18 protein-coding genes, 1 rRNA gene and 1 other annotated feature are annotated in these 23,599 nt (G+C 29.4%); all 19 genes read left to right on the top strand.

The window, feature by feature from the left end:
* Positions 1-9 precede the first annotated feature (9 nt).
* Positions 10-126, top strand: a 5S ribosomal RNA gene (gene rrf, locus VLM92_RS16540).
* A 383-nt stretch (positions 127-509) separates the two neighbouring features.
* Positions 510-3,944, top strand: coding sequence for a pyruvate carboxylase (locus VLM92_RS16535; protein ID WP_325277422.1), 3,435 nt, complete (start codon positions 510-512; stop codon positions 3,942-3,944).
* Between the two features lie 721 nt (positions 3,945-4,665).
* Positions 4,666-6,597, top strand: a complete 1,932-nt coding sequence (locus VLM92_RS16530; protein WP_325277421.1) for an elongation factor G — start codon at positions 4,666-4,668, stop codon at positions 6,595-6,597.
* A gap of 186 nt (positions 6,598-6,783) precedes the next feature.
* Positions 6,784-9,237, top strand: coding sequence for an ATP-dependent Clp protease ATP-binding subunit (locus tag VLM92_RS16525; RefSeq protein WP_325277420.1), 2,454 nt, complete (start codon positions 6,784-6,786; stop codon positions 9,235-9,237).
* Between the two features lie 133 nt (positions 9,238-9,370).
* Complete coding sequence (gene radA, locus VLM92_RS16520; protein WP_325277419.1) at positions 9,371-10,744, top strand: DNA repair protein RadA; 1,374 nt, start codon at positions 9,371-9,373, stop codon at positions 10,742-10,744.
* 2 nt (positions 10,745-10,746) lie between these two features.
* Positions 10,747-11,817 carry a DNA integrity scanning diadenylate cyclase DisA gene (gene disA / locus VLM92_RS16515; protein ID WP_325277418.1) on the top strand — a complete coding sequence of 357 codons (1,071 nt, stop codon included), beginning with the start codon at positions 10,747-10,749 and terminating at the stop codon, positions 11,815-11,817.
* An 86-nt stretch (positions 11,818-11,903) separates the two neighbouring features.
* Positions 11,904-12,986, top strand: coding sequence for a PIN/TRAM domain-containing protein (locus VLM92_RS16510; RefSeq protein ID WP_325277417.1), 1,083 nt, complete (start codon positions 11,904-11,906; stop codon positions 12,984-12,986).
* A 128-nt stretch (positions 12,987-13,114) separates the two neighbouring features.
* Positions 13,115-13,801, top strand: a complete 687-nt coding sequence (gene ispD, locus VLM92_RS16505; RefSeq protein WP_325277416.1) for a 2-C-methyl-D-erythritol 4-phosphate cytidylyltransferase — start codon at positions 13,115-13,117, stop codon at positions 13,799-13,801.
* 10 nt (positions 13,802-13,811) lie between these two features.
* On the top strand, positions 13,812-14,291 hold the full coding sequence (gene ispF / locus VLM92_RS16500; protein ID WP_325277415.1) for a 2-C-methyl-D-erythritol 2,4-cyclodiphosphate synthase: 480 nt from the start codon (positions 13,812-13,814) through the stop codon (positions 14,289-14,291).
* An 85-nt stretch (positions 14,292-14,376) separates the two neighbouring features.
* Positions 14,377-14,582 (top strand) — a binding site (T-box leader).
* Positions 14,583-14,655: 73 nt separating this feature from the next.
* Positions 14,656-16,371 carry a proline--tRNA ligase gene (locus VLM92_RS16495; protein ID WP_325277414.1) on the top strand — a complete coding sequence of 572 codons (1,716 nt, stop codon included), beginning with the start codon at positions 14,656-14,658 and terminating at the stop codon, positions 16,369-16,371.
* Positions 16,372-16,600: 229 nt separating this feature from the next.
* Positions 16,601-18,082 carry a glutamate--tRNA ligase gene (gene gltX / locus VLM92_RS16490; protein WP_325277413.1) on the top strand — a complete coding sequence of 494 codons (1,482 nt, stop codon included), beginning with the start codon at positions 16,601-16,603 and terminating at the stop codon, positions 18,080-18,082.
* Positions 18,083-18,344: 262 nt separating this feature from the next.
* Complete coding sequence (locus VLM92_RS16485) at positions 18,345-18,497, top strand: hypothetical protein (RefSeq protein ID WP_325277412.1); 153 nt, start codon at positions 18,345-18,347, stop codon at positions 18,495-18,497.
* Positions 18,498-18,635: 138 nt separating this feature from the next.
* A complete protein-coding gene (gene cysS / locus VLM92_RS16480) occupies positions 18,636-20,033 on the top strand; it encodes a cysteine--tRNA ligase (RefSeq protein ID WP_325277411.1) in 1,398 nt (465 codons plus the stop codon).
* 2 nt (positions 20,034-20,035) lie between these two features.
* Positions 20,036-20,431, top strand: a complete 396-nt coding sequence (locus VLM92_RS16475) for a Mini-ribonuclease 3 (RefSeq protein WP_325277410.1) — start codon at positions 20,036-20,038, stop codon at positions 20,429-20,431.
* 221 nt (positions 20,432-20,652) lie between these two features.
* Complete coding sequence (gene thyX / locus VLM92_RS16470; protein ID WP_325277409.1) at positions 20,653-21,411, top strand: FAD-dependent thymidylate synthase; 759 nt, start codon at positions 20,653-20,655, stop codon at positions 21,409-21,411.
* 12 nt (positions 21,412-21,423) lie between these two features.
* On the top strand, positions 21,424-22,158 hold the full coding sequence (gene rlmB / locus VLM92_RS16465) for a 23S rRNA (guanosine(2251)-2'-O)-methyltransferase RlmB (RefSeq protein ID WP_325277408.1): 735 nt from the start codon (positions 21,424-21,426) through the stop codon (positions 22,156-22,158).
* A gap of 4 nt (positions 22,159-22,162) precedes the next feature.
* Complete coding sequence (locus VLM92_RS16460) at positions 22,163-22,690, top strand: NYN domain-containing protein (RefSeq protein ID WP_325277407.1); 528 nt, start codon at positions 22,163-22,165, stop codon at positions 22,688-22,690.
* Between the two features lie 61 nt (positions 22,691-22,751).
* Positions 22,752-23,399, top strand: a complete 648-nt coding sequence (sigH, locus tag VLM92_RS16455) for an RNA polymerase sporulation sigma factor SigH (protein ID WP_325277406.1) — start codon at positions 22,752-22,754, stop codon at positions 23,397-23,399.
* Between the two features lie 73 nt (positions 23,400-23,472).
* Positions 23,473-23,599, top strand: a 127-nt coding sequence (locus VLM92_RS16450) for a GTP-binding protein (protein WP_242854254.1), incomplete at its 3' end; no start/stop codon positions are given.

Here is a 23,599-nt window from a genome sequence, read left to right as displayed (position 1 = left end):
TAAAGATTATGTGGTTATAATAGCAAAGAGGATACACCTGTTCCCATTCCGAACACAGAAGTTAAGCTCTTTAGCGCTGATGGTACTTGGTGGGCAACTGCCTGGGAGAGTAAGACGTAGCCACGTAATCTTTTTTTATTGTATTAATTTATTAAACTAGGATAAAATATCCTAGTTTTTTTATTTATAATGCTTTATTGTAATTTATTATTAAATAATTCATATAATAATAAATGTGTTACATATAATCAAATTCAAATTATATATTTAATTAATGTACTTATAATAATTGATAAAGTGCTTAAATATTTTTGTTTTCGTCAATATCAAAACTACATTAAAAATTGCCTTAACTTTAGTTAGGTGATTTTTAATTATATAGACGAAAAGTTATTTACTTTGGCATATTTATATTATTTATTAAGAACTTTAACTAAATCTATATGAAATTAAAGTAAACTAGTCTATAATCTTTAATATTATAAGAATTAGAGGGAAGGAATGAGATTATGCTTAAAAAATTTAATAAAGTATTAGTTGCAAATAGAGGGGAAATAGCAATAAGAATATTCAGAGCATGTTCTGAGTTAGGTATAAAAAGTGTTGGGATATATAGTAAAGAAGATAAATATGGGTTATTTAGAACAAAAGCAGATGAGTCTTATTTAATTGGAGAAGATAAAGGACCGATAGATGCATACTTAGACATAGATAGTATAATTGATTTAGCTAAGAAGAAGAATGTAGATGCGATTCACCCAGGATACGGATTCTTATCTGAAAATGCAGAATTTGTACGTAAGTGTGAAGAAAATGGAATAACATTTATAGGACCATCAGCAGAAATAATGAATATGATGGGAGATAAAATCAACTCTAAGCAGATAGCAAAAGAAGTAGGTGTTGCTACTATACCTGGTATAGATAAACCTATAAAAAGTGCAGAGGAAGCAAAGGAAATTGCAAAGGAAATTGGATATCCAGTAATGCTAAAAGCCTCTAATGGCGGTGGCGGAAGAGGTATGAGAGTTGTATATAATGAATCTGATTTAGAAATTGAGTATGAAACTGCGTGCAGTGAATCTAAAAAAGCATTTGGAGAAGATATTATATTTATTGAAAAATATATATCAAATCCAAAGCATATAGAGGTACAAATACTAGGGGATAAGCATGGAAATATAGTACATTTATATGAGAGAGATTGCTCAGTTCAAAGAAGACATCAAAAAATAATTGAATATGCACCAGCATTTTCACTAGAGGATAAATTAAGACAAAAAATATGTAATGATGCTATAAAGATTGCTAAGCATGTAGGTTATATTAATGCAGGTACATTAGAATTCTTAGTTGATGATAATGGAGGTCATTATTTTATAGAAATGAACCCAAGGGTTCAAGTAGAGCATACTGTAACAGAAATGGTTACAGGTATAGATATAGTACAAAGTCAAATCTTAATAGCTCAAGGATATAGATTAGATAGTGAAGAAATAAATATAAAGTCACAAGAGGATGTTCAGATAAGAGGATATTCAATACAATGTAGAATAACAACTGAAGATCCAAAGAATAAATTTATGCCAGATACAGGTAAAATTCAAGTTTATAGAACAGGTTCAGGATTTGGTATAAGATTAGATGGTGGAAATGGTTTTACAGGAGCAAATATAAGTCCATACTATGATAGTTTATTAGTAAAGACTATATCTTGGGACAGAACATTTACAGGAGCGATAAATAAAACTATAAGATCGATAAAAGAGTTTAGAGTTAGAGGAGTTAAAACAAATATAGGGTTTTTAGTAAATGTATTAAATAATCCTATATTTACAGAAGGAAAATGTAGTACTAAGTTCATAGATGAGAATCCAGAACTATTTGAAATAAGAGAAAGTAAGGATAGAGGAACAAAGTTACTTCAATTCATAGGAAACGTAGTAGTAAATGAAAATAAATGTAATGAAAAACCTTTATTTGATACACTATATAATCCTAAATTAGATAAAAATTTAATAGGTGTAGAGGGTAGTAGAGATCTATTCAATAAATTAGGAAAAGAAAAATATATAGAGACTATAAAAAGTGAAAAAAAATTACTTCTAACAGATACTACAATGAGAGATGCTCATCAATCATTACTTGCAACTAGACTTAGAACATATGATTTGCTGAAAGTAGCACAACCTACTAATGAATATATGAAAGATTTATTCTCTCTTGAAATGTGGGGAGGAGCTACTTATGATGTTGCATATAGATTTTTAAATGAGTCTCCTTGGCTTAGATTACAAAAGCTAAGAGAAGCAATACCAAATATAATGTTCCAAATGTTATTTAGAGCTTCTAATGGAGTAGGATATAAGAATTATCCTGATAATGTAATAGAATCATTCATAAAAGAATCGGCTGATAAAGGTATAGATGTATTTAGAATATTTGATTCTTTAAACTGGATTGAAAATATGAAGCCATCCATATCAGCAGCACTTGATACAGGTAAAATAGTGGAAGCTAGTATATGTTATACAGGAGACATATTAGATAAAACAAAGACTAAGTATAATTTAGATTATTATGTAAAAATGGCTCAAGAATTAGAGAGTTTAGGTTCAGATATTATATGTATAAAAGATATGGCAGGATTACTTAAACCATATGCTGCATATAGCCTTATAAAAGAATTAAAGAAAAATGTGAGTACTCCAATACATTTACACACACATGATACTAGTGGTAATGGTATAGCTACATGTTTGATGGCATCGGAAGCTGGTGTAGATATTGTAGATGGTGCACTAGAGACTATGGCAGGCTTAACAAGTCAACCATCGCTAAATGCTATTGTAGAGGCGCTTAAAAATACAGAAAGAGATACAAATATAGATTTATATGGATATGAAGAAGTAGGAAACTATTATAAAGATTTAAGAAGAGTATATTCTAAATTTGAAAGTGACTTATGTAATCCTTCTGCGGAAATTTATAAGTATGAGATACCAGGAGGACAATATACAAACCTAAAACCTCAAGCAGATAGTTTAGGGTTGGCTAATAAATTTGACCAAGTAAAAAAAATGTATAAAGAAGCAAATGATATCTTAGGAGATATCATAAAAGTTACTCCATCGTCTAAGGTAGTAGGAGATTTAGCTATATTTATGACTAAGAATAAATTAACTAAAGAAAATATAGTAAAAGAAGGAGAAAAATTATCTTTCCCAGATTCTGTGCTGGATTATTGTAGAGGAATGATAGGTCAGCCAGAGGGAGGAATACCAAAAGATATACAAAGAGTCGTATTAAAAGGAGAACAGCCTATAGATGTAAGACCTGGAACTCTAATTCCAAAAGAAGATTTTGAAAGTGTTAAAAAATATTTGGATGAAAAGTTTAACATGAATACGAATATAAGAAATATATTAAGTTACACTTTATACCCAAAAGTATATGAGGATTATTTAAAACATTTACAATTATATAATGATATATCGAAACTTGAAAGTCATGTATATTTCTATGGATTGAACAAAGGTGAAGAATGTGAAGTTGAGATAGAGGAAGGGAAAATATTAACTATAAAATTAGTAGATATAGGCGATGTTAAGGAAAATGGAAATAGAACTATATCATTTGAACTAAACGGTATGATAAGAGAAATAGAAATAAAAGATAATAATTATTCAGGCAACATAAAAGATACAGTTAAGGCAGATATGGATGATCCTCTACAAATTGGAGCAAGTATACCTGGAAAAGTAGTTAAGATTTTAGTTAAAGAAGTCGATGAAGTAAAACAAAATCAGCCATTAATAGTAATTGAAGCCATGAAGATGGAAACTATAATAGTAGCAAAAACAGAGGGTACAATTAAATCAATAAAAGTAGCTCAAGATGAATTAGTTGGAGACAAACAACTACTAATGATGATGAAAAAATAAAATAAATATAAAAAATACTCTAGATATCAAATATATATCTAGAGTATTTTTATATACTAATCGTAAGACGTGCTAACATGTTAATCAAAGAACAATATTATTTGGTAGTATTAAATAATAAAAAATATTTAAAATAAAATTACAACAATATTAAGGCAATAAATGGAATTATATATAGATTGATGAATATATATTTATAAATATAAAAAATTTCTTATATAATTTATATATTTATAATTGAAATTCTTATATTACATAAACTTGTTATAGAGGAAGAGTACTATTAGATGTAGAATTACCTATTAAGAAAACTTCTTAAATAGGTATAAATATTGTTTAAAGGAGTTATTTCTTAGGAAATAATTATATTAACACATTCACGATAAGCTTTGGATAAAATATTTAATATTAAGTTTGAATTTGTAGCAACTGTTAATAATACTAATAAGTAATTTATTTTTAAATTCTATTCAAGACTTACATTTTACGAGTCAGAATAGAATTTAAGTAAAATACATATTGTATTAAAAATAGATTTATAAAACTACAAAATAAAAAGCAAATCGCGGGAATGTTGTATCAGTATAACCACGTCGCCACCACCTGCAGTTACAAAAGAAAAAGTTACAGTCTTATTAATAGAAAATTATCAATAAAGATTAATTAAGTAAGATAATGTAATATCTAAATTTTGTATAAATTTTAAAAGGTAGGTGCTTATATGAAAGTCTATGATAACAATATGTTAAGAAATATAACAGTATTAGGTCACAGTGGGTGTGGAAAAACAAATCTAATCGAAGCTATAGCTTACACATCAAATCTAACTAAAAAAATACCTAGAATAACAGATAAAATAAACATGACATATAGCATGGCACTAATACCAGTAGAGTATAATAATTATAAGTATAATTTATTAGATACTCCAGGATATTTTGATTTTAGTGGAGAAGTTATATCATCTCTTAGTGCAAGTGATGCAGCTGTAATAGTAATAGATGCAACAACTGATATTCAAGTTGGTACAGAAAAGTCTTTAGAATTAACTAATAATATTCCTAAAATAATGTTTATAAACAAGATAGATAATGAAAAAGCTAGATATAAAGATACTTTAGCTAGGCTAAGAGAAAAATATGGTAATAAAATAGTTCCTATGATTATACCTATATATAAAGATAAAGAGTTTGCTAAACTATATAATGTATTTGAAAATATAGATGGTTTAGAAGGAGAATTTAAAGATGAAGCTATGCGTATAAAGGAATCCTTAATGGAACTTATAGCTGAAACGGATGATGAAATACTAGATAAGTATTTTAATGGAGAAGAGTTAAGTCCACAAGATATTCAAAAAGGTATAACAATAGGAATGCAAAGAGGAGATATTATACCTGTGATATGTGGATCTACAATAAATAATATAGGAACAGTAGAAATATTAGAAGCAGTATCATTATATTTAGAACCTAAATATAATGATTTAGAGAGTACATTTAAGGGTCAAATATTTAAAACAGTAGTTGATCCATTTATAGGAAAGATATCTTATTTAAAAGTTACACAAGGAGAAATTAATAAGGATACAGAAATATTTAATATAAATAAATCAATGAAAGATAAAATATATAATTTATATACTATGAAAAATAATGAGCTTGTAGAAATAGATAAAGCTAAATGTGGAGATATAGTTATAATAACTAAAGTAAATTCTTTACAAACAGGAGACACAGTATCTTTAGATAAAGATGAAGAAATTTTAGAAGACTTAGGCCTTCCTAAACCTCAGATATACTATGCTGTACTTCCTAAGAATAAAGGTGATGAAGAAAAAGTAGGAGCAGCTTTGAATAAAATTACCGAGGAAGATCCAACTATAAATTGGTATAGAAATTCTGAAACGAAGCAAGCTCTTGTAGGGGGTCAAGGAGAATTACACATAAACAATGTTAAGAATAAGATGAAAGAAAAATTTGGCGTAGACGTAGATTTAGATGACTTAAAGGTTGCTTATAGAGAAACTATAAAAGGATTTGCTGATGTTCAAGGTAAGCATAAGAAACAATCTGGAGGTCATGGACAATATGGAGATGTTAAAATAAAATTTGAAAGAAGTGCAAATGATTTTGAGTTTTCAGAAGAAATATTTGGAGGGTCTGTTCCTAAGCAATATATACCTGCTGTAGAAAAAGGGTTAAAAGATTCTATGGTAAAAGGGATATTGGCAGGATTCCCTGTTACAAATATAAAAGCAACGCTTTATGATGGTTCATATCATGATGTGGATTCTTCAGAAATGGCATTTAAACTAGCTGCAAGTGCTGCATTTAAGAAAGGAATGGAACAAGCACAATCCGTTTTATTAGAGCCTATAATGAAATTAAAAATAACTATTCCAGAAGAGTATATGGGAGATGTTATGGGTGACATCAATAAGAGAAGAGGTAAGATACTGGGAATGGAACCAGATGATAAGGGCAAACAAGTAATATATGCTCAAGCACCTCAAGCTGAAACATTTAGATATGCTATAGATTTAAGAGCCATGACGCAAGGACGAGGATATTTTGAGATGGAATTAGAAAAGTATGAAGAAGTTCCAAATCAGATAGCTCAAAAAATAATAGAGTGCGCAAATAATAAATAAACAATAAAGGCTCTGGATATTTAAATCTAGAGCCTTGTTAAATTATAGAAACAATATAAATAAAAATATAAATTTTAAAGTGTAACTTTAATAGAAAAAATGCATATACATTATATACTAACTATAAATTTTACAACATTTATAAAATTGACATATCGGTTTAAATAAAAGAGAGGAGGAGATGTGATGTATTTTAATAGGTTTACTCAAAGAGCTAAAAAAGCAATAGATTTAAGTTTAGAAGCTGCTCAGAAATTAGGTCATAAGGTTGTAGGAAGTGAACATCTATTGTTAGGACTTATAAAGGAAAAGGAAGGTATAGCAGCAAAAGTTTTATTAAAATTGGGACTGACGGAAGAGTTACTAGAGGCAAAGATAATAGAGATAGAAGGGAAAGCAGACATACCAGTAATTGATATAGCATTGAGTCCCAGAAGTAAACAAATATTAGAACTTTCTGGAATGTTTGCAAACAAACTAAAAACAAATTATATAGGGACAGAGCACATATTACTTGCTATAGTTCAAGAAGGTGAAGGAATAGGTATTAAAATATTAAATGCGGAAGGAATCGATGAAAGAACAATCGTACAACTAATAATTGACATGATGGGGCTAGATGAAGACTCTAGCAAAAGAGAACCTGAAGTTAAGTATCCCAAAAAGATTCAAGAAGGTTCAGTTAAATTACTAGAAAAATACGGCAGAAATCTTACTCAGTATGCATCTCAAAATAAAATTGATCCAGTAATAGGCAGAGAAAAGGAAATAGAAAGAGTAATACAAATATTAAGCAGAAGAACAAAAAATAATCCTGTTTTAATTGGAGATCCAGGAGTTGGGAAAACATCTATAGCAGAGGGATTAGCGATTAATATAGCAACAGGTAATGTTTCGGAAACTCTTAGAAATAAAATATTGTATACATTAGATATGGGAGCTATGTTAGCTGGAGCTAAATATAGAGGTGAATTTGAAGAAAGAATAAAGCAGGTTGTAGATGAAGTGATTAAAAATGGAAATATAATTTTATTTATAGATGAATTGCATACAATAATAGGTGCTGGAGCTACTGGAGAAAGTACAATAGATGCTTCTAATATACTAAAGCCAGTGTTGGCTAGAGGTGAAATACAGGTGGTAGGAGCAACAACTATAGATGACTATAGAAAGCATGTAGAAAAAGATTCTGCTTTAGAGAGAAGATTTCAACCAGTTATGGTAACTGAACCTACTAAAGAGGATACAATACGAATTTTAAAAGGTCTTAGAGATAAATATGAAGCACATCATAAAGTTAATATAAGTGATGAAGCTATAAAGGCAGCTGTAGACTTATCTGTCAGATACATCACAGACAGGTACTTACCAGACAAAGCAATAGATTTAATTGATGAAGCTGCTTCAAAAGTTAGATTAAGAAAAAGCACTCCTTCATCTGAAATAAAAGGATTAGAGGAAGAAATTCAAAGTATAAGTAAAGAAAAGGAAGAAGCCGTTGTATACCAAGATTTTGAAAAAGCAGCAAAAATAAGAGATGAACAAGAACATCTAAAAAAACAATTAGAAGAGGTAAAGAATCAATGGAATAAAATGTCTAAATATACAGATATAGTTGATGCAGAAGTGATAGCGGAAGTTGTAGAGCTATGGACAGGTATACCCGTAAATAAAATAGTAGAAGAAGAATCAGACAGGTTGCTAAGGTTGGAAGAAATACTACATGATAGAGTCATAGGTCAAGAACAAGCAATTAAAGCTATTTCTATGGCGATAAGAAGATCAAGAGCAGGTCTTAAAGATCCAAATAGACCAATAGGTTCATTTTTATTTTTAGGGCCAACAGGAGTAGGAAAAACAGAATTATCTAAAGCTTTAGCAGAAGCTCAATTTGGAGATGAAAATCAAATAATAAGAATAGATATGTCTGAGTATATGGAGAAGCATGCTGTATCAAGACTTATAGGTTCTCCTCCTGGATATATAGGGCATGATGAAGGAGGTCAATTAACTGAAAAGGTTAGAAGAAATCCATATTCAGTTGTGTTATTTGATGAAATAGAAAAAGCTCATTCGGATGTATTCAATATTTTACTACAGATACTAGATGATGGAAGACTTACAGATTCAAAAGGAAGAACTGTAGACTTTAAGAATACTATAGTTATAATGACTTCAAATGTTGGAGCAACTACAATAAATAAGCAAAAAATATTAGGATTCTCTATTAGTAAAGATGAGGAACAAGAAGCTAAAACAAATTATGAAAAAATGAAAAACAATATAATGGCTGAATTAAAACAAAAATTCAGACCAGAATTTTTAAATAGAATAGACGATATAATAGTATTCCACTCACTAGTAGAATCTCATATAACTCAAATAGTAAGGTTAATGACTCGTGATGTAATCCAAAGACTAAAAGAAATGAACATAAATCTAGAAATTAGTGAAGAAGCTATAAAATTAATCTTAAAATCAGGATTTGATTTAGAATATGGGGCAAGACCACTTAAAAGAGCAATACAAAAGGAATTAGAAGACCAATTATCTGAAGCTATATTGAGAGGTGATGTAAAAAAAGGAAGTAGTGTTATAGCAGAACTAGAAGATAATAAGATAGTATTTAAGTGTAAATAGTAGTAATATATAAGAAGGGGAGTTAATCTCCCCTTCTTATATTTAAAGTAGATTTAATTTTAATAATTTTACATAATATACCATAAATATGTTAATATGATATAGAAATACAGGAATTAAGGGTGATCTAATAATGGCAAAAATAAAAACAAAGTATGTATGCCAAGAATGTGGATATGAAACATCTAAATGGCTTGGTAAGTGTCCTGAATGTACAAAATGGAATACATTTGTAGAAGAGATAGAACAAAAAGGATTAAAAAAAGATGTATTTATTATAGATAAATCATCTTCTAAACCAATAAGTATAAATTCTATACAAACTAGAGAAGAAGAGAGATTCTCAACAGGTATAAATGAGTTAGATAGAGTATTAGGAGGTGGAATTGTAAAAGGTTCTTTAGTACTTGTAGGAGGAGATCCTGGTATAGGTAAATCAACTCTTTTAATACAAGTTTCAAGTAATGTTGCTAATTCGGGGAAAAGAGTACTTTATATATCAGGAGAAGAATCAGAATCTCAAATAAAAATGAGGGCTCAAAGATTAGGAATTAATTCCGATAATATATATATATTTGCAGAAAATAACTTAAGTATTATAGAATCTCAATTAGAAAGTATAGATCCGCAACTTATAATACTAGACTCTATTCAAACTGTATATAGTCCAGAAATATCTTCAGCTCCGGGTACAGTAAGTCAAATTAAAGAAGGAACTTCGAAATTTATGAAAATATCTAAGAAAATGGGTATATCAACCTTCGTAGTTGGACATGTAACTAAAGAGGGGTCATTAGCTGGACCTAAATTATTAGAGCATATGGTTGACACTGTCTTATATTTTGAAGGTGAAAGGTACAATACATATAGACTGGTTAGAGCTGTAAAAAATAGATTCGGATCTACTAATGAGCTTGGCGTATTTGAGATGAGAGATTTAGGATTAGTTGAGTTAGAAAATCCATCAAAAATACTTATATCAGAAAAGCCTAAAGATGTAGCTGGATCAGTAATAATATCTACAGTAGAAGGAACTAGGCCCATGTTACTAGAATTACAAGCATTAGTATCCCCAACAAGTTTTGGAATTCCAAAGAGAACTGCAACCGGTGTAGATTATAATAGAGTATCTATGCTTTTAGCAGTTTTAGAAAAACGTGTTGGATTACAAATTCAAAATCAAGACGTGTACCTAAATATAGTAGGAGGTATAAAAATAAATGAACCTTCTATAGACTTAGGTATAATTATAGCTGTAGCGTCTAGTTTTAGAAACATAAATGTAGATGAAAAAATAGTAGTCACAGGTGAAGTAGGATTAACTGGAGAAGTAAGGGCTGTTAGCTATATAGAAAAAAGAATTGCTGAATGTAAGAAGTTAGGATTTACGAAGATGATAATTCCAAGAAGTAATTATGAAGTAGTAAAAGAAGTTAAAGGAATAGAAATATGGCCAGTTGATAATTTGAGACAAGCTATAAATATAGTGCTGGGGGGTAATAAATAATAATGGAATATATCTTAAACAATAAAGATGTGTTACATGCACTAAAAATGATATCTCCTGGAAGTCCACTAAGACAAGGACTAGAAAATGTCTTAAAAGCCAAAACAGGGGGACTTATAGTTATTGCAAATAGTGATGACATAATGAAAGTAGTAGATGGCGGATTTAGTATAAATGCAGAATATTCACCAGCATATTTGTATGAATTAGCTAAAATGGATGGAGCTATAGTAATTAGCCAAGATGTAAAGAAAATACTATTTGCAAATGCACAACTTATACCAGATTATTCTATCCCTACGTCAGAAACGGGAACAAGGCATAGAACAGCTGAAAGAGTAGCTAAACAAACAGAAGCAATAGTAATAGCTATTTCTCAAAGAAGAAATGTAATAACTGTTTATACAGCAGACCAAAAGTATATATTAGAAGAAATATCAAAAATATTTACAAAAGCAAATCAAGCTCTTCAAACTTTAGAAAAGTATAAATCTGTACTAGATCAAGCTGTAATAAACTTGAATGCATTAGAGTTTAATGATTTAGTGACTATATATGATGTAGCGCTTGTAATTCAAAAAATAGAAATGGTAATGAGAATTACTAATATAATTGAAAAGTATATAATAGAATTAGGAAAAGAAGGTACACTAGTTAGTATGCAGCTAGAAGAATTAATGGGAACTACTAGGATTGATCAAAGACTAATATTTAAGGATTATAGTAGGCAAAATATAGATATACTGGAATTTAAGAAAAAAATAAAAGATCTTTCTTCAGAAGAGCTGATAGATTTACAAAATATGGCTAAATTATTGGGCTATAGTGGATTCTCAGAGAACATGGATATGGAGATAAGACCTAGAGGATATAGGATTCTTAATAAAATACATAGACTACCATCCACAATTATAGATAATTTAGTTAATTATTTTGGGAACTTCCATGAAATATTAAAGGCTTCTATTGAAGATTTAGATGATGTTGAAGGTATAGGTGAAATTAGAGCAACATATATTAAAAATGGACTTATAAAAATGGAACAATTGGTATTATTAGATAGACATATATAACATGTTTTACTACTTTATTCTTGAATGTTTTAAGTATTATGGATTATAATAAAAAAATATTAAGTATATAACTAGGGGGTGAAGAATTGATACAAAAAATAACAAGGATTGTGACAGGGATACTTGGATTTACTCTAGGTATAACTACATATGCTGCATTAATTAAGCAATTTCCAGTGCTTACATTTGGAACAGATGTATATGATATAATAGCATCTGTGTCAGTAGGGATAATAATAGGGCTTATATTCTACGCAATAGAGCCTTGGATTATAAATAAATTTAAAGATATTGCTAAGATTATGGATAAAGAAATATCTAAATATCCTCAAACAGATATACTATTGGGATCTATAGGTCTTATAGTAGGATTTGTTATAGCTTACTTAGTAAGTGGATTAATAAGTTCAATTCCAATAGTAGGAGCATTATTATCATTTTTCACATATGGATTTATGGGTTACTTAGGAATTAGAGTAGCTCTTAAAAGTAAAGATGATTTGTTTAATTTAAATAAGCTAAGCAGACTATCAACATCAATAAAAGAAAAAGGAACTAAAAAGGACATTAAAGGTATACCGCCTAAAGTACTAGACACTAGTGTAATAATAGACGGTAGGATAGCTGATATATGCAAAACAGGTTTTATTGAAGGAAAACTTGTTATACCAGAATTTGTACTAGATGAGCTAAGGCATATAGCAGATTCTTCTGATGATTTAAAGAGAGTTAGAGGAAGAAGAGGTTTGGACATATTAAATATAATTAAAGAAGAATTGCAAATAGAGGTTGAAATAAGTAAAACAGATTTTGATGATATATCAGAAGTTGATAGCAAACTTTTAAAATTAGCGAAAGTTTTAAATGGTAAAGTAGTTACTAATGATTACAACCTTAATAAAGTTGCTCAAGTTCAAGGTGTTGAGGTTTTAAATATTAACGAATTAGCCAATGCTGTTAAACCAGTTGCAATACCAGGAGAGGAAATGATAGTGCAAGTAGTTAAAGAAGGTAAAGAGCACAGTCAAGGGATTGCATATTTAGATGATGGAACAATGATAGTCGTAGACGGAGGAAAAAAACATATGGGTGAAACTATAAGAGTATTAGTTACATCAGTTTTACAAACTCCAGCAGGAAGAATGATATTTGGAAAGCCTAAAAATTAATATATATATAAAGTCTTCGTATTTTCGAAGGCTTTTTATATACACAAAAATTTATTAATATGATTTAATTTGATTATAGAAAAAGTTTAAATATAATTTGAATACATAGTCTATAAAGAGGTGAATATATGAACGGCGTTGTTATAGTAGCTGCAGGTAGTGGAAGTAGAATGAAAATGGGAATAAATAAGCAATTTATAAAACTTAATGATAAAGAAATAATTGCTTATACAATTGAAAAATTCTATAAAAATTATAATATACAAGATATAGTAGTGGTAATAAAAAAAGAAGAAGTAGAATTTTTTAATAAAGAAATAATAGATAAATATAAATTTAAAAATGTAAAAATAGCTTTTGGTGGTAATGAAAGACAAGATTCTGTTTATAATGGATTAAAATCACTAGATAGTAAATGTGATATTGTATTAATACATGATGGTGCAAGACCTTTTGTTTCTGAAGAAACGGTAAATAAGTCTATACAAGAAGCGCAAAAGTATAAAGCTGTAGTTGTAGGAGTGCCCGTAAAGGATACAATAAAAGTAGTAAATGATAATAATGACATAATAGATACACCAGATAGAAGTAAGTTATGGGCAGTGCAAACGCCTCAAACCTTTGACTATAACATATTATTAAAGTCTTATGAGGATGCATTTAAGCATGATTTTTATGGGACAGATGATGCTATGTTAGTAGAACGTATAGGATATAAAGTAAAGATAATAGAAGGGTCATATAATAATATAAAAATCACCACAAAAGAAGACTTAAATATAGGAGCTCAAATATTAAAAGTTAAAAATCAATAGGAGGATAAACATGAGAGTTGGATTAGGATATGATGTTCATAAATTAGTTGAAGGAAGAAAGTTAATCATAGGCGGAGTAGATGTTCCACATGAAACTGGATTATTAGGTCATTCAGATGCAGATGTATTAGTACATGCTGTAATGGATTCTATATTAGGAGCATTAGCATTAGGTGATATAGGTAAACACTTCCCAGATACAGATGAAAAATATAAAGGTTCTGATAGTATAAAATTATTAGAATTTGTTTATAATTTAATAAGAGGCAAAGGGTATAGCATAGGAAATATAGATTGTACAATAATAGCGCAAAGCCCTAAAATGTCACCTTATATTGAAACAATGAGAAATAATATATCTAAAGCTTTAAATACAGATATAAACAATATAAATGTTAAAGCAACTACAGAAGAAGGCCTTGGGTTTACAGGGACTAAGCAAGGAATTGCAGCTCAAAGTATATGTTTATTATTTAAAGTTGACAACTAATATTAAATAATATATTATTATTTACAAGAATAAAATAGAAAAAAATAGTAAACTTATTTAATAAAATGTATATAATGAATAAAAAGAAAAAGCGATGATAAAGAAATAGTAAAAGGTGAAATCTTTACAGAGAGGAAACGGTGCTGAGAGTTTCCAAGAAGAAATCTTTGAACCAATCTTTTAGCATAAAAGCGTTAAAAAGTTTTTACGGTAGGGACCGTTATATCCCCTAAAGAGAGTCTTATGACTAACTAGAGTGGTACCGCGGAAATTTAACCTTTCGTCTCTATACTATGTATAGAGATGAAAGGTTTTTTTATTTATAAAAAAATAAAAATATAAAAAATATAGGAGGAAAAATAATATGAAAATGTCAAAAATGTTAATGCCAACATTAAGAGAAGTTCCAGCGGATGCGGAAATAACAAGCCATCAGCTAATGCTAAGAGCAGGAATGATAAAGAAAATGTCATCAGGGATATATAATCAATTACCAATGGGGTTAAGAGTTTTCAAAAAAATAGAAGACATAATAAGGGAAGAATTAGAAAAGAAAGGTTGTCAAGAAATACTATGTGCAGGACTAATACCAGCAGAACTTTGGAAAGAGTCAGGTAGATGGGATGTAATGGGAGCTGAAATGTTTAGATTAAAAGATAGAACTCAAAGAGATTACTGTCTTGGACCAACACACGAGGAAGTATTCACTGATATAATAAGACAAGAAATAACTTCATATAAGCAACTTCCATTAAATATATATCAAATACAAGTTAAGTACAGAGACGAAAGAAGACCAAGATTTGGTGTTATGAGAACTAAGACCTTCACAATGAAAGATGCATACAGTTTTGATGTGGATGAAGCTGGATTAGATAAGTCATATCAAGATATGTATGATGCATATAGAAGTATATTTGAAAGATGTGGACTAGAAAATAGTCCAGTTCAAGCAGACTCAGGTGCTATAGGTGGATCTACTTCAGCAGAATTTATGGTTAAGTCTCCAGTTGGAGAAGACGAAATAGTATTCTGTGCTGAATGTGACTATGCAGCTAATATAGAAAAAGCTGAGTCAGTGAGTGCAGTTTTACCAAAAGAAGAAATGAAAGAATTAAATCCAGTTCATACTCCAGGTGTAACTACAATAGAACAATTAGAAGAATTCTTTGGAGTAACAGCTGATAAGCTTGCTAAAACTTTAATATATGAAGCTGATGGAAAAACAGTAGTAGTTTTAGTAAGAGGAGATAGAGAAGTTAATGAAGTAAAAGTATGCAATGCTATAGGTGAGGTTATAGAATTTGATCTTGCAAGAGAAGAAGTAGTAAGAGAGTTAACTAATGCAGAGGTAGGATTTGCTGGTCCAATAGGAATGAAAGCAGATTATATATTCATAGATAAAGAAGTAGCAGAACAAAGTAATATAGGTGTAGGTGGAAACAAAACTGATTACCACATACAAAATGCTAACTTTGGAAGAGATTTTGAAGGGGTAGTAGGAGATTTTAGAAGTGTTCAAGAAGGAGATAAGTGTATATGTTGTGGCGCTTCATTAGAAATAGCTAGAGGTGTAGAGGTTGGACATATATTCAAATTAGGAACAAAGTACTCTGAATCTATGGGTGCGAATTTCATAGATAAAGATGGTAAGAGTAAGCCAATAGTTATGGGATGCTATGGAATAGGGGTTGAAAGAACGGCAGCAGCTATAATAGAACAGCATAATGACGAAAATGGTATAATGTGGCCATTATCTGTAGCACCATATCACTTAGTAGTTGTACCAGTAAATATAAAGAAAGAAGAACAAATGGAAGCTGCTGAAAAGTTATACAATGAATTACAATCTATGGGTGTAGAGGTTTTATTAGATGATAGAGATGAGAGAGTTGGAGTTAAATTTAAGGATAGTGAGTTAATAGGTATACCAATGAGAATCACTGTAGGTAAAGATATTACAGATGGTAAAGTTGAATTTAAATTAAGAGACCAATCAGATAAAGAATTAGTAAGTTTAGAGGATATAAAAGCAAGAGTTGAAGTTGAGTTTACAAAGAATAACGTAAAGTTAGGATAGTTTTAAATATTAAATAGTATATATAATCCACTGACTTATTAACATTTACAGTAAAAATGTGGATATATATACTATTTTAATTATGTTTAAAATAAGGTTATCCACAGTAAAATAAAAGGAATATAGTAATAAAATATAGTGTTTTTATACTAATTGGATAAAATAAGATTACAAGATGTACATTATTTTGATATTATAAATAAGTATGATTAATATAGGAGGTAGCAAGATGAGCGTAAGAGTAAGATTTGCTCCAAGTCCAACAGGATTTGTTCACATAGGTAGTTTAAGAACAGCTTTATACAACTATTTATTTGCAAAGAAAATGGGCGGAGAGTACATATTAAGAGTAGAAGATACAGACCAAACAAGATTAGTAGAAGGTGCAATAGAAAACATGCTTACTGGCATGGCTTGGGGTGGAGTTAACCACAGCGAAGGTGTTGTATTAGATGAGAATGGAAACATAACTCAAAAAGGTGAATATGGTCCATATATACAATCAGAAAGACTAGATATATACAAGGATTATATAAAGCAATTATTAGATAATGGACAAGCATATTACTGTTTCTGTACTAAAGAAAGACTTGATGAAGTAAGAGAAAAACAAAAAGAAGCTGGAGAAACTCCAAGATATGATGGTAACTGTAGAGAGCTTACGAAAGAAGAAATTGAAGCTAAAATAGCAGCTGGTGCCCCTTATGTTATAAGATTGAGATTACCAGAAAATCATGTTATAAAATTCACTGACTTAGTTAGAGGAGAAACAGAATTCAATACTAATGATTTAGATGATCAAGTTTTAATAAAAACAGATGGATTCCCAACTTATCACTTTGCAGTTGTAGTTGATGATCACTTAATGAAAATAACTCATGTTATAAGAGGAGAAGAATGGGTTTCTTCAACTCCAAAGCATGTTTACTTATATGAAGCATTTGGATGGGAAGCTCCAACATTTGTACATTTACCAAATATACTTAACAAAGAAAAGAAAAAGTTAAGTAAGAGACATGGTGATGTAGCTGTTGAAGATTTCAAGAAAAAAGGATATTTACCAGAAGGATTAATAAATTATGTTGCATTAGTTGGATGGTCTCCAGAAGACAACCAAGAAATATTTACTATGGAAGAATTAGAGAAAGCTTTCTCTGTAGAAAGAGTATCTAAGAGTGGCGGAGTATTCGATACGGAAAAATTAAACTGGGTAAACCAACACTACGTAAAAGATGCTGATGATGCATATTTAACGGATTTAGCATTACCGTTCTTAATTGAAGCAGGATTCATAACAGAAGAAGAAGCTACTATTAAGTATGATTTCTTAAAAGGTATGGTATCAGTACTTAAAGAAAAATTACAATATGTAAAAGAAATAACGGAGCATGCTAACATATTCTTTGGAAATGAAGTTAAATTAGAAACTGAAGAATGTAGAGAATTCTTAAACTTAGAGCATATGCCAACTCTAATAAACGCATTATTATCTAAGATAGAAGATGCAGAAATAGTAGAGGAAGCATTTGTAAAGGCTATGTTCAAAGAAATACAAAAAGAACACGGAATAAAAGGTAAAAACTTATTTATGGGTTCTAGAATAGTATTAACTGGACAAATGCATGGACCAGATTTACCAAAAACTATGGAAGTATTAGGAAAAGAAAATTGTTTATCTAGAATAGCTTACGTAAAAAATAATGTTTTATAATATAAAAGTCCACCTATTTTAAGGTGGACTTTTTAATTTGAAAATTTAATATTTATTTTAGGGTATATAAGATTTGTTATATTTTATCATTAATTAGTGAATTAAACTTTTGTGTAGTTTTTTGATGAAAATATTTACAGATGTAAGTGAAGGAATTTAGATCAATAAATGTAATATATTAACACAGTGCAAAATATTGGTTAGAAAAATAACATTATAAATATAATAGATTAAGTTTTGTTTTAATATAAGGGGGGTAATTATGTATAGTAGTATAGATGATGTAAAAAAAGAACTAAGAGAATTATGCAGTGAGTATGTACATATACTTGAAAAGTTAAAAAAAGAAGAAATAATAACTAAAGAGACTTTTGAAGCATGTAGTTCAAATAAAGTTTCATTTTTAGAAGAATAATCCAATAATATTTTAGAATATAGATTTTTTTTAAAATTCGAAGGACATAATAGTAATACTATTAATTATAAGCATTTTAAACTATAATATATTATATAACATTTATGTCAAGATATAACAATCAGTGAGGTGATGAGTGTGAAATTATATAATACATTAACTAGAACAAAAGAGGAATTTGTTCCGTTAGAAAAGGGAAAGGTAAAAATGTATGTATGTGGTCCAACTGTATATAACTACATTCATATAGGAAATGCAAGACCATTTATAATATTTGATACTTTAAGAAGATATTTAGAGTATAGAGGTTACGATGTTACATATGTACAAAACTTTACAGATGTTGACGATAAAATAATAAAAAGAGGACATGAAGAACAAATATCTCCAGAAGAAGTTGCAAATAAGTATATAGATGAATATTTTGTAGATGCAGATGGATTAGGTATAAAGAGAGCAGATGTTCATCCTAGAGTAACAGACAACATACAACAGATAATAGATTTTGTTAAGGAATTAGAGAAAAAGGGATATGCATATGAGGTAAATGGAGATGTTTACTTTGATACCAAGAAATTTGAAGGATACGGAAAGCTTTCTAAGCAAAAACAAGATGAATTAGAAGCAGGAGCAAGAATAGAAGTAAATGATCAAAAAAGACATCCAATGGACTTTGTACTTTGGAAGTCAAAGAAAGAAGGAGAACCAGGATGGGGTAGTCCGTGGGGAGAAGGTAGACCAGGATGGCATATAGAATGTTCAGTGATGTCTAATAGATATCTAGGAGAAACTATAGACATACATGCTGGAGGGCAAGATTTAGCATTCCCACACCATGAAAATGAAATTGCACAAAGTGAAGCTAAAAGTGGAAAAGTATTCTCAAATTACTGGGTACATAATGGATACATAAACATAAATAACGAAAAAATGAGTAAATCAAAAGGAAACTTTTTTACAGTGAGAGATATATCAAAATTATATGATTTAGAAATAGTTAGATTCTTTATGTTATCAGCTCATTATAGAAATCCAGTTAATTTTAGTGATGAAATGCTTACACAAGCTAAAGCAGGGCTTGAGAGAATATATAATGCAAAAGAAAAGCTAGAGTTTACTATTGATAATTTACAAGAAGCATCTATAACAGACGATGAAAAAACTCTTGTGGGAGAATTAGATAGCTATAGAACTAAATTTATAAATGCTATGGAAGATGACTTAAACACAGCAGATGCAGTAAGCGTTATATTTGAATTATCTAAATTTATAAATTCTAATGTAAGTGAAAAATCTTCTTTAGGATTTGCTAAAAAATGCTTAGATGAGTTCAATGAATTAACTAGTGTATTAAATATAGCAAATAAGAAAAATGATGATATGTTAGAAGAAGAAATAGAGAATTTAATACAAAAAAGAGTAGATGCTAAAAAGAATAAGGACTTCAAATTAGCAGATGATATAAGACAAGAATTATTAGATAAAGGTATAATATTAGAAGATACTAGACAAGGAACTAAGTGGAAAAGAGCATAATTATGAATAGAACAGAATTAATTACGATGTCTCCTTTAGTGTTAGCATATATAGGTGATACGGTATATGAAACGCATATAAGAGAGTATTTAATAAAGCAAAATATAAATAGAAAAGTTAATGATCTTCATAAATCAGCAGTAAAGTATGTTAAAGCAAAATCTCAAGCAACTATAATGCATGAAATTGAAGAACAACTGACGGAAGAAGAACTAAGGATTTATAAAAGAGGAAGAAATCAAAAATCACATACTTCTCCGAAAAATGCAGATATAATAGATTATAAGCAAGCAACAGGATTTGAAGCTTTAGTAGGATATTTATATTTAGGAAATGAACATGAAAGACTTGAGTATATAATTGCTGAAGGAATAAAAATAATAGAAAAAAATATGTAGTATAAAAAAGTATTGTTTTTAATAAGCAATACTTTTTCATGTATTATAAATTATTAAATATTCATTAAAATAGTCCAGAATTAAATTATAAATAATGTTATTTTTATTTGATAAATTGTAGGTGAATCCTACATACGAAATTTTTATGTCTAAGCTATAAATTCTATTATAACTAAGGTATAATAGAATTTATAAATTATTAAATGGGAGGTTGTTAGGGTATGAAAGTAAAATTATTAGCTTATACACCAGAGCCAGAAAAAGTTATATCTATGGCTGCTAAACTATGTTATTCACCTGTTGGAGTCGAAGAAATAGAGGGGAATTTAACAGAAGAAAGTGTACATAAATTCTTAAATATGTTAATAAATATGGGGCATGAATCACCATTAGAACATGTTTCATTCACTTTTGCAGTAGAGGGAATTTCTAGAGCATGTTCGCATCAAATAGTTAGACATCGTATAGCTAGTTATTCACAACAAAGTCAAAGGTATGTTAAGTTAGATCAATTTGAGTATATAATTCCTCAGGAAATAAATGAAATAGAAGAAGCTAGAGAACTATTTATAGATTCAATGAAAAAAGATCAAGAAGTATATGATAAGTTAGTAGATATATTATTTGAAAAACACTATAATAATTTAATAAAATCTGGAAAAAATGAAAAAGAGGCTAAAGGACAAGCTGAGAAAAAAGCAATAGAAGATGCTAGATATGTATTCCCGAATGCCTGTGAGACAAAAATGGTATTCACTATGAATACAAGAAGTTTATATAATTTCTTAGACCATAGATGTTGTGAAAGAGCGCAATGGGAAATAAGAGAACTAGCAATAGAAATGTTAAGACAATTAAAACAAGTGGCTCCGATACTATTTAAAAATAGTGGACCAAATTGTGTTAAAGGATCTTGCCCGGAAGGAAACATGACATGTGGAAATATACTTCAGGTAAGAGAAAAATTTGAGAATTTGTAGGCGGTGGCAGAATTGGCAAGTATAGAAGGAAGAAATCCCGTAATAGAGGCAATAAAAAATGATAGAGAAATAGATAAAATAATGATATCAAACTCTGCTAAAGAGGGCTCTATCAAAAAAATAATAGGAATGGCTAAAGAAAAAAACATAGTAATTCAATATGTAGATAAACATAAATTAGATGAAATAAGCACTAGTCATTCACATCAAGGCGTAATAGCTCAAGTAAGTGAACATAAATACTGGGAATTAGAGGACTTAATAGAAAGTGTTAAAGAAAAAGGTGAAGATCCATTCTTTATTATATTAGATGAGATAACAGATCCTCACAACCTTGGAACTATAATAAGAACAGCGGATGCAGTAGGAGCTCATGGTGTAATAATACCTAAAAGAAGATCAGTACATATAACTCCAGTTGTAGTTAAAGCTTCAGCAGGTGCAATAGAGTACGTACCCGTTTGTAAAGTAACCAATATAGTAAATACAATAAAAAAATTAAAAGAAGAAGGACTATGGATAGCTGCAGCAGATATGGATGGACAAGTTTTCTATGAACAAAACCTTACAGGAGCATTAGGCCTAGTAATAGGAAGTGAAGGTTTTGGAATATCTAGGTTAGTTAAACAAAACTGTGATTTTACAGTTAAAATGCCTATGATAGGAAATGTAACTTCATTAAATGCATCGGTAGCAGGTGGAATTCTTCTTTATGAAATATTTAAGCAAAGATCAGGTGTAAAATAACCTAATGAGAAGAAAAATACAAAGCTACTTAATAGTAGATGGTTACAATATCATAAATGCGTGGGATGAGCTAAAAGATATAGCGAAGTCAGATTTAGAAGATGCTAGAGAGAAACTAATAGATGTTATTATTGAATATGCTGAGTTCACTGGAAGAAAAGCTATAATAGTATTTGATGCATACAATGTTAAAAATAGCAGAGAAACCGTGGAGGATAGAAAGTATATAACGGTCGTTTATACAAGAGAGCATCAAACGGCAGATAGTTACATAGAGAAGTTTATTACCCTATTATCTAAATATGATGATATTAAAGTTGCCACTAATGATTATGCAGAGCAACAAATAATATTAGGAAAAGGAGCAACTAGAATATCATCGAGAGAGTTAAAATTAGACTTAGATCAAGCAAAAAAGAGAATGAAAGAGAAAAATAGTAGCAATGAAAAAAAAATTCAGCGAAATTGGTTAGAAGAAAGGTTAGATAAAGAAACATTGTCGAAACTTGAGAACATTCGTAGAATGCATTGAAACTACTAGATTTATTAGTCTATAATATAGCTATGAAAATGTTTTTATGGGGGAGATATACATGTTAGTAGCTAATAATAAAGGGTATGAGTTCATAGATAACTCTAAACAAGATGAGTATGACATAGTATTAAAAGCAAGTGATGGGGATAAAATAGCTTTAGAATATATTATTAAAAAATATAAAAATTTTGTAAAAGCGAAGGCGAAATCATATTTTTTAATAGGCGCAGATAAAGAAGACATAATCCAAGAAGGTATGATAGGGCTTTATAAAGCAGTTAGAGATTTTGATGGCAATAAGACTAATTCGTTTAAATGTTTTGCTGAAATATGCATAACTAGACAAATAATAACGGCAATAAAAACGGCCACAAGGCAAAAACATATACCGCTTAATTCGTATGTATCTTTAAATAAGCCTATATATGATGAAGAATCAGATAGGACACTTTTAGATATTATAGCTACAAGTATAGTAACTGATCCGGAAGAGCTTATAATTAGCAAAGAAGAGTTAAAACATATTGAATCAAAAATGAACGAACTATTAAGTGACCTAGAGCAAGAGGTGCTAGAATTATATCTAAATGGGAAATCATATCAGTATATAGCGGACAGGCTTAAAAGGGACGTAAAATCAATAGATAATGCTCTTCAGAGAGTTAAGAGAAAATTAGAAAAACATCTTGAAAACAGAAATGATTAATAGTAAAATACATACCATAAGCTTATTATAAGCATATTAATTTATAACATTAAAAAACAGGAGGTATTTCAAAATGGCTAAAGCTAAATTTGAAAGAAATAAACCACACGTTAATATAGGAACAATAGGTCACGTTGACCACGGTAAAACTACATTAACTGCTGCAATAACTAAAACATTATTCGACAGATATCAATTAG

The sequence above is a fragment of the Romboutsia sp. genome (assembly GCF_035470145.1).
In the GTDB taxonomy this organism is placed as follows: domain Bacteria; phylum Bacillota; class Clostridia; order Peptostreptococcales; family Peptostreptococcaceae; genus Romboutsia_D.
This window is presented reverse-complemented; position numbering and strand designations above follow the sequence as displayed.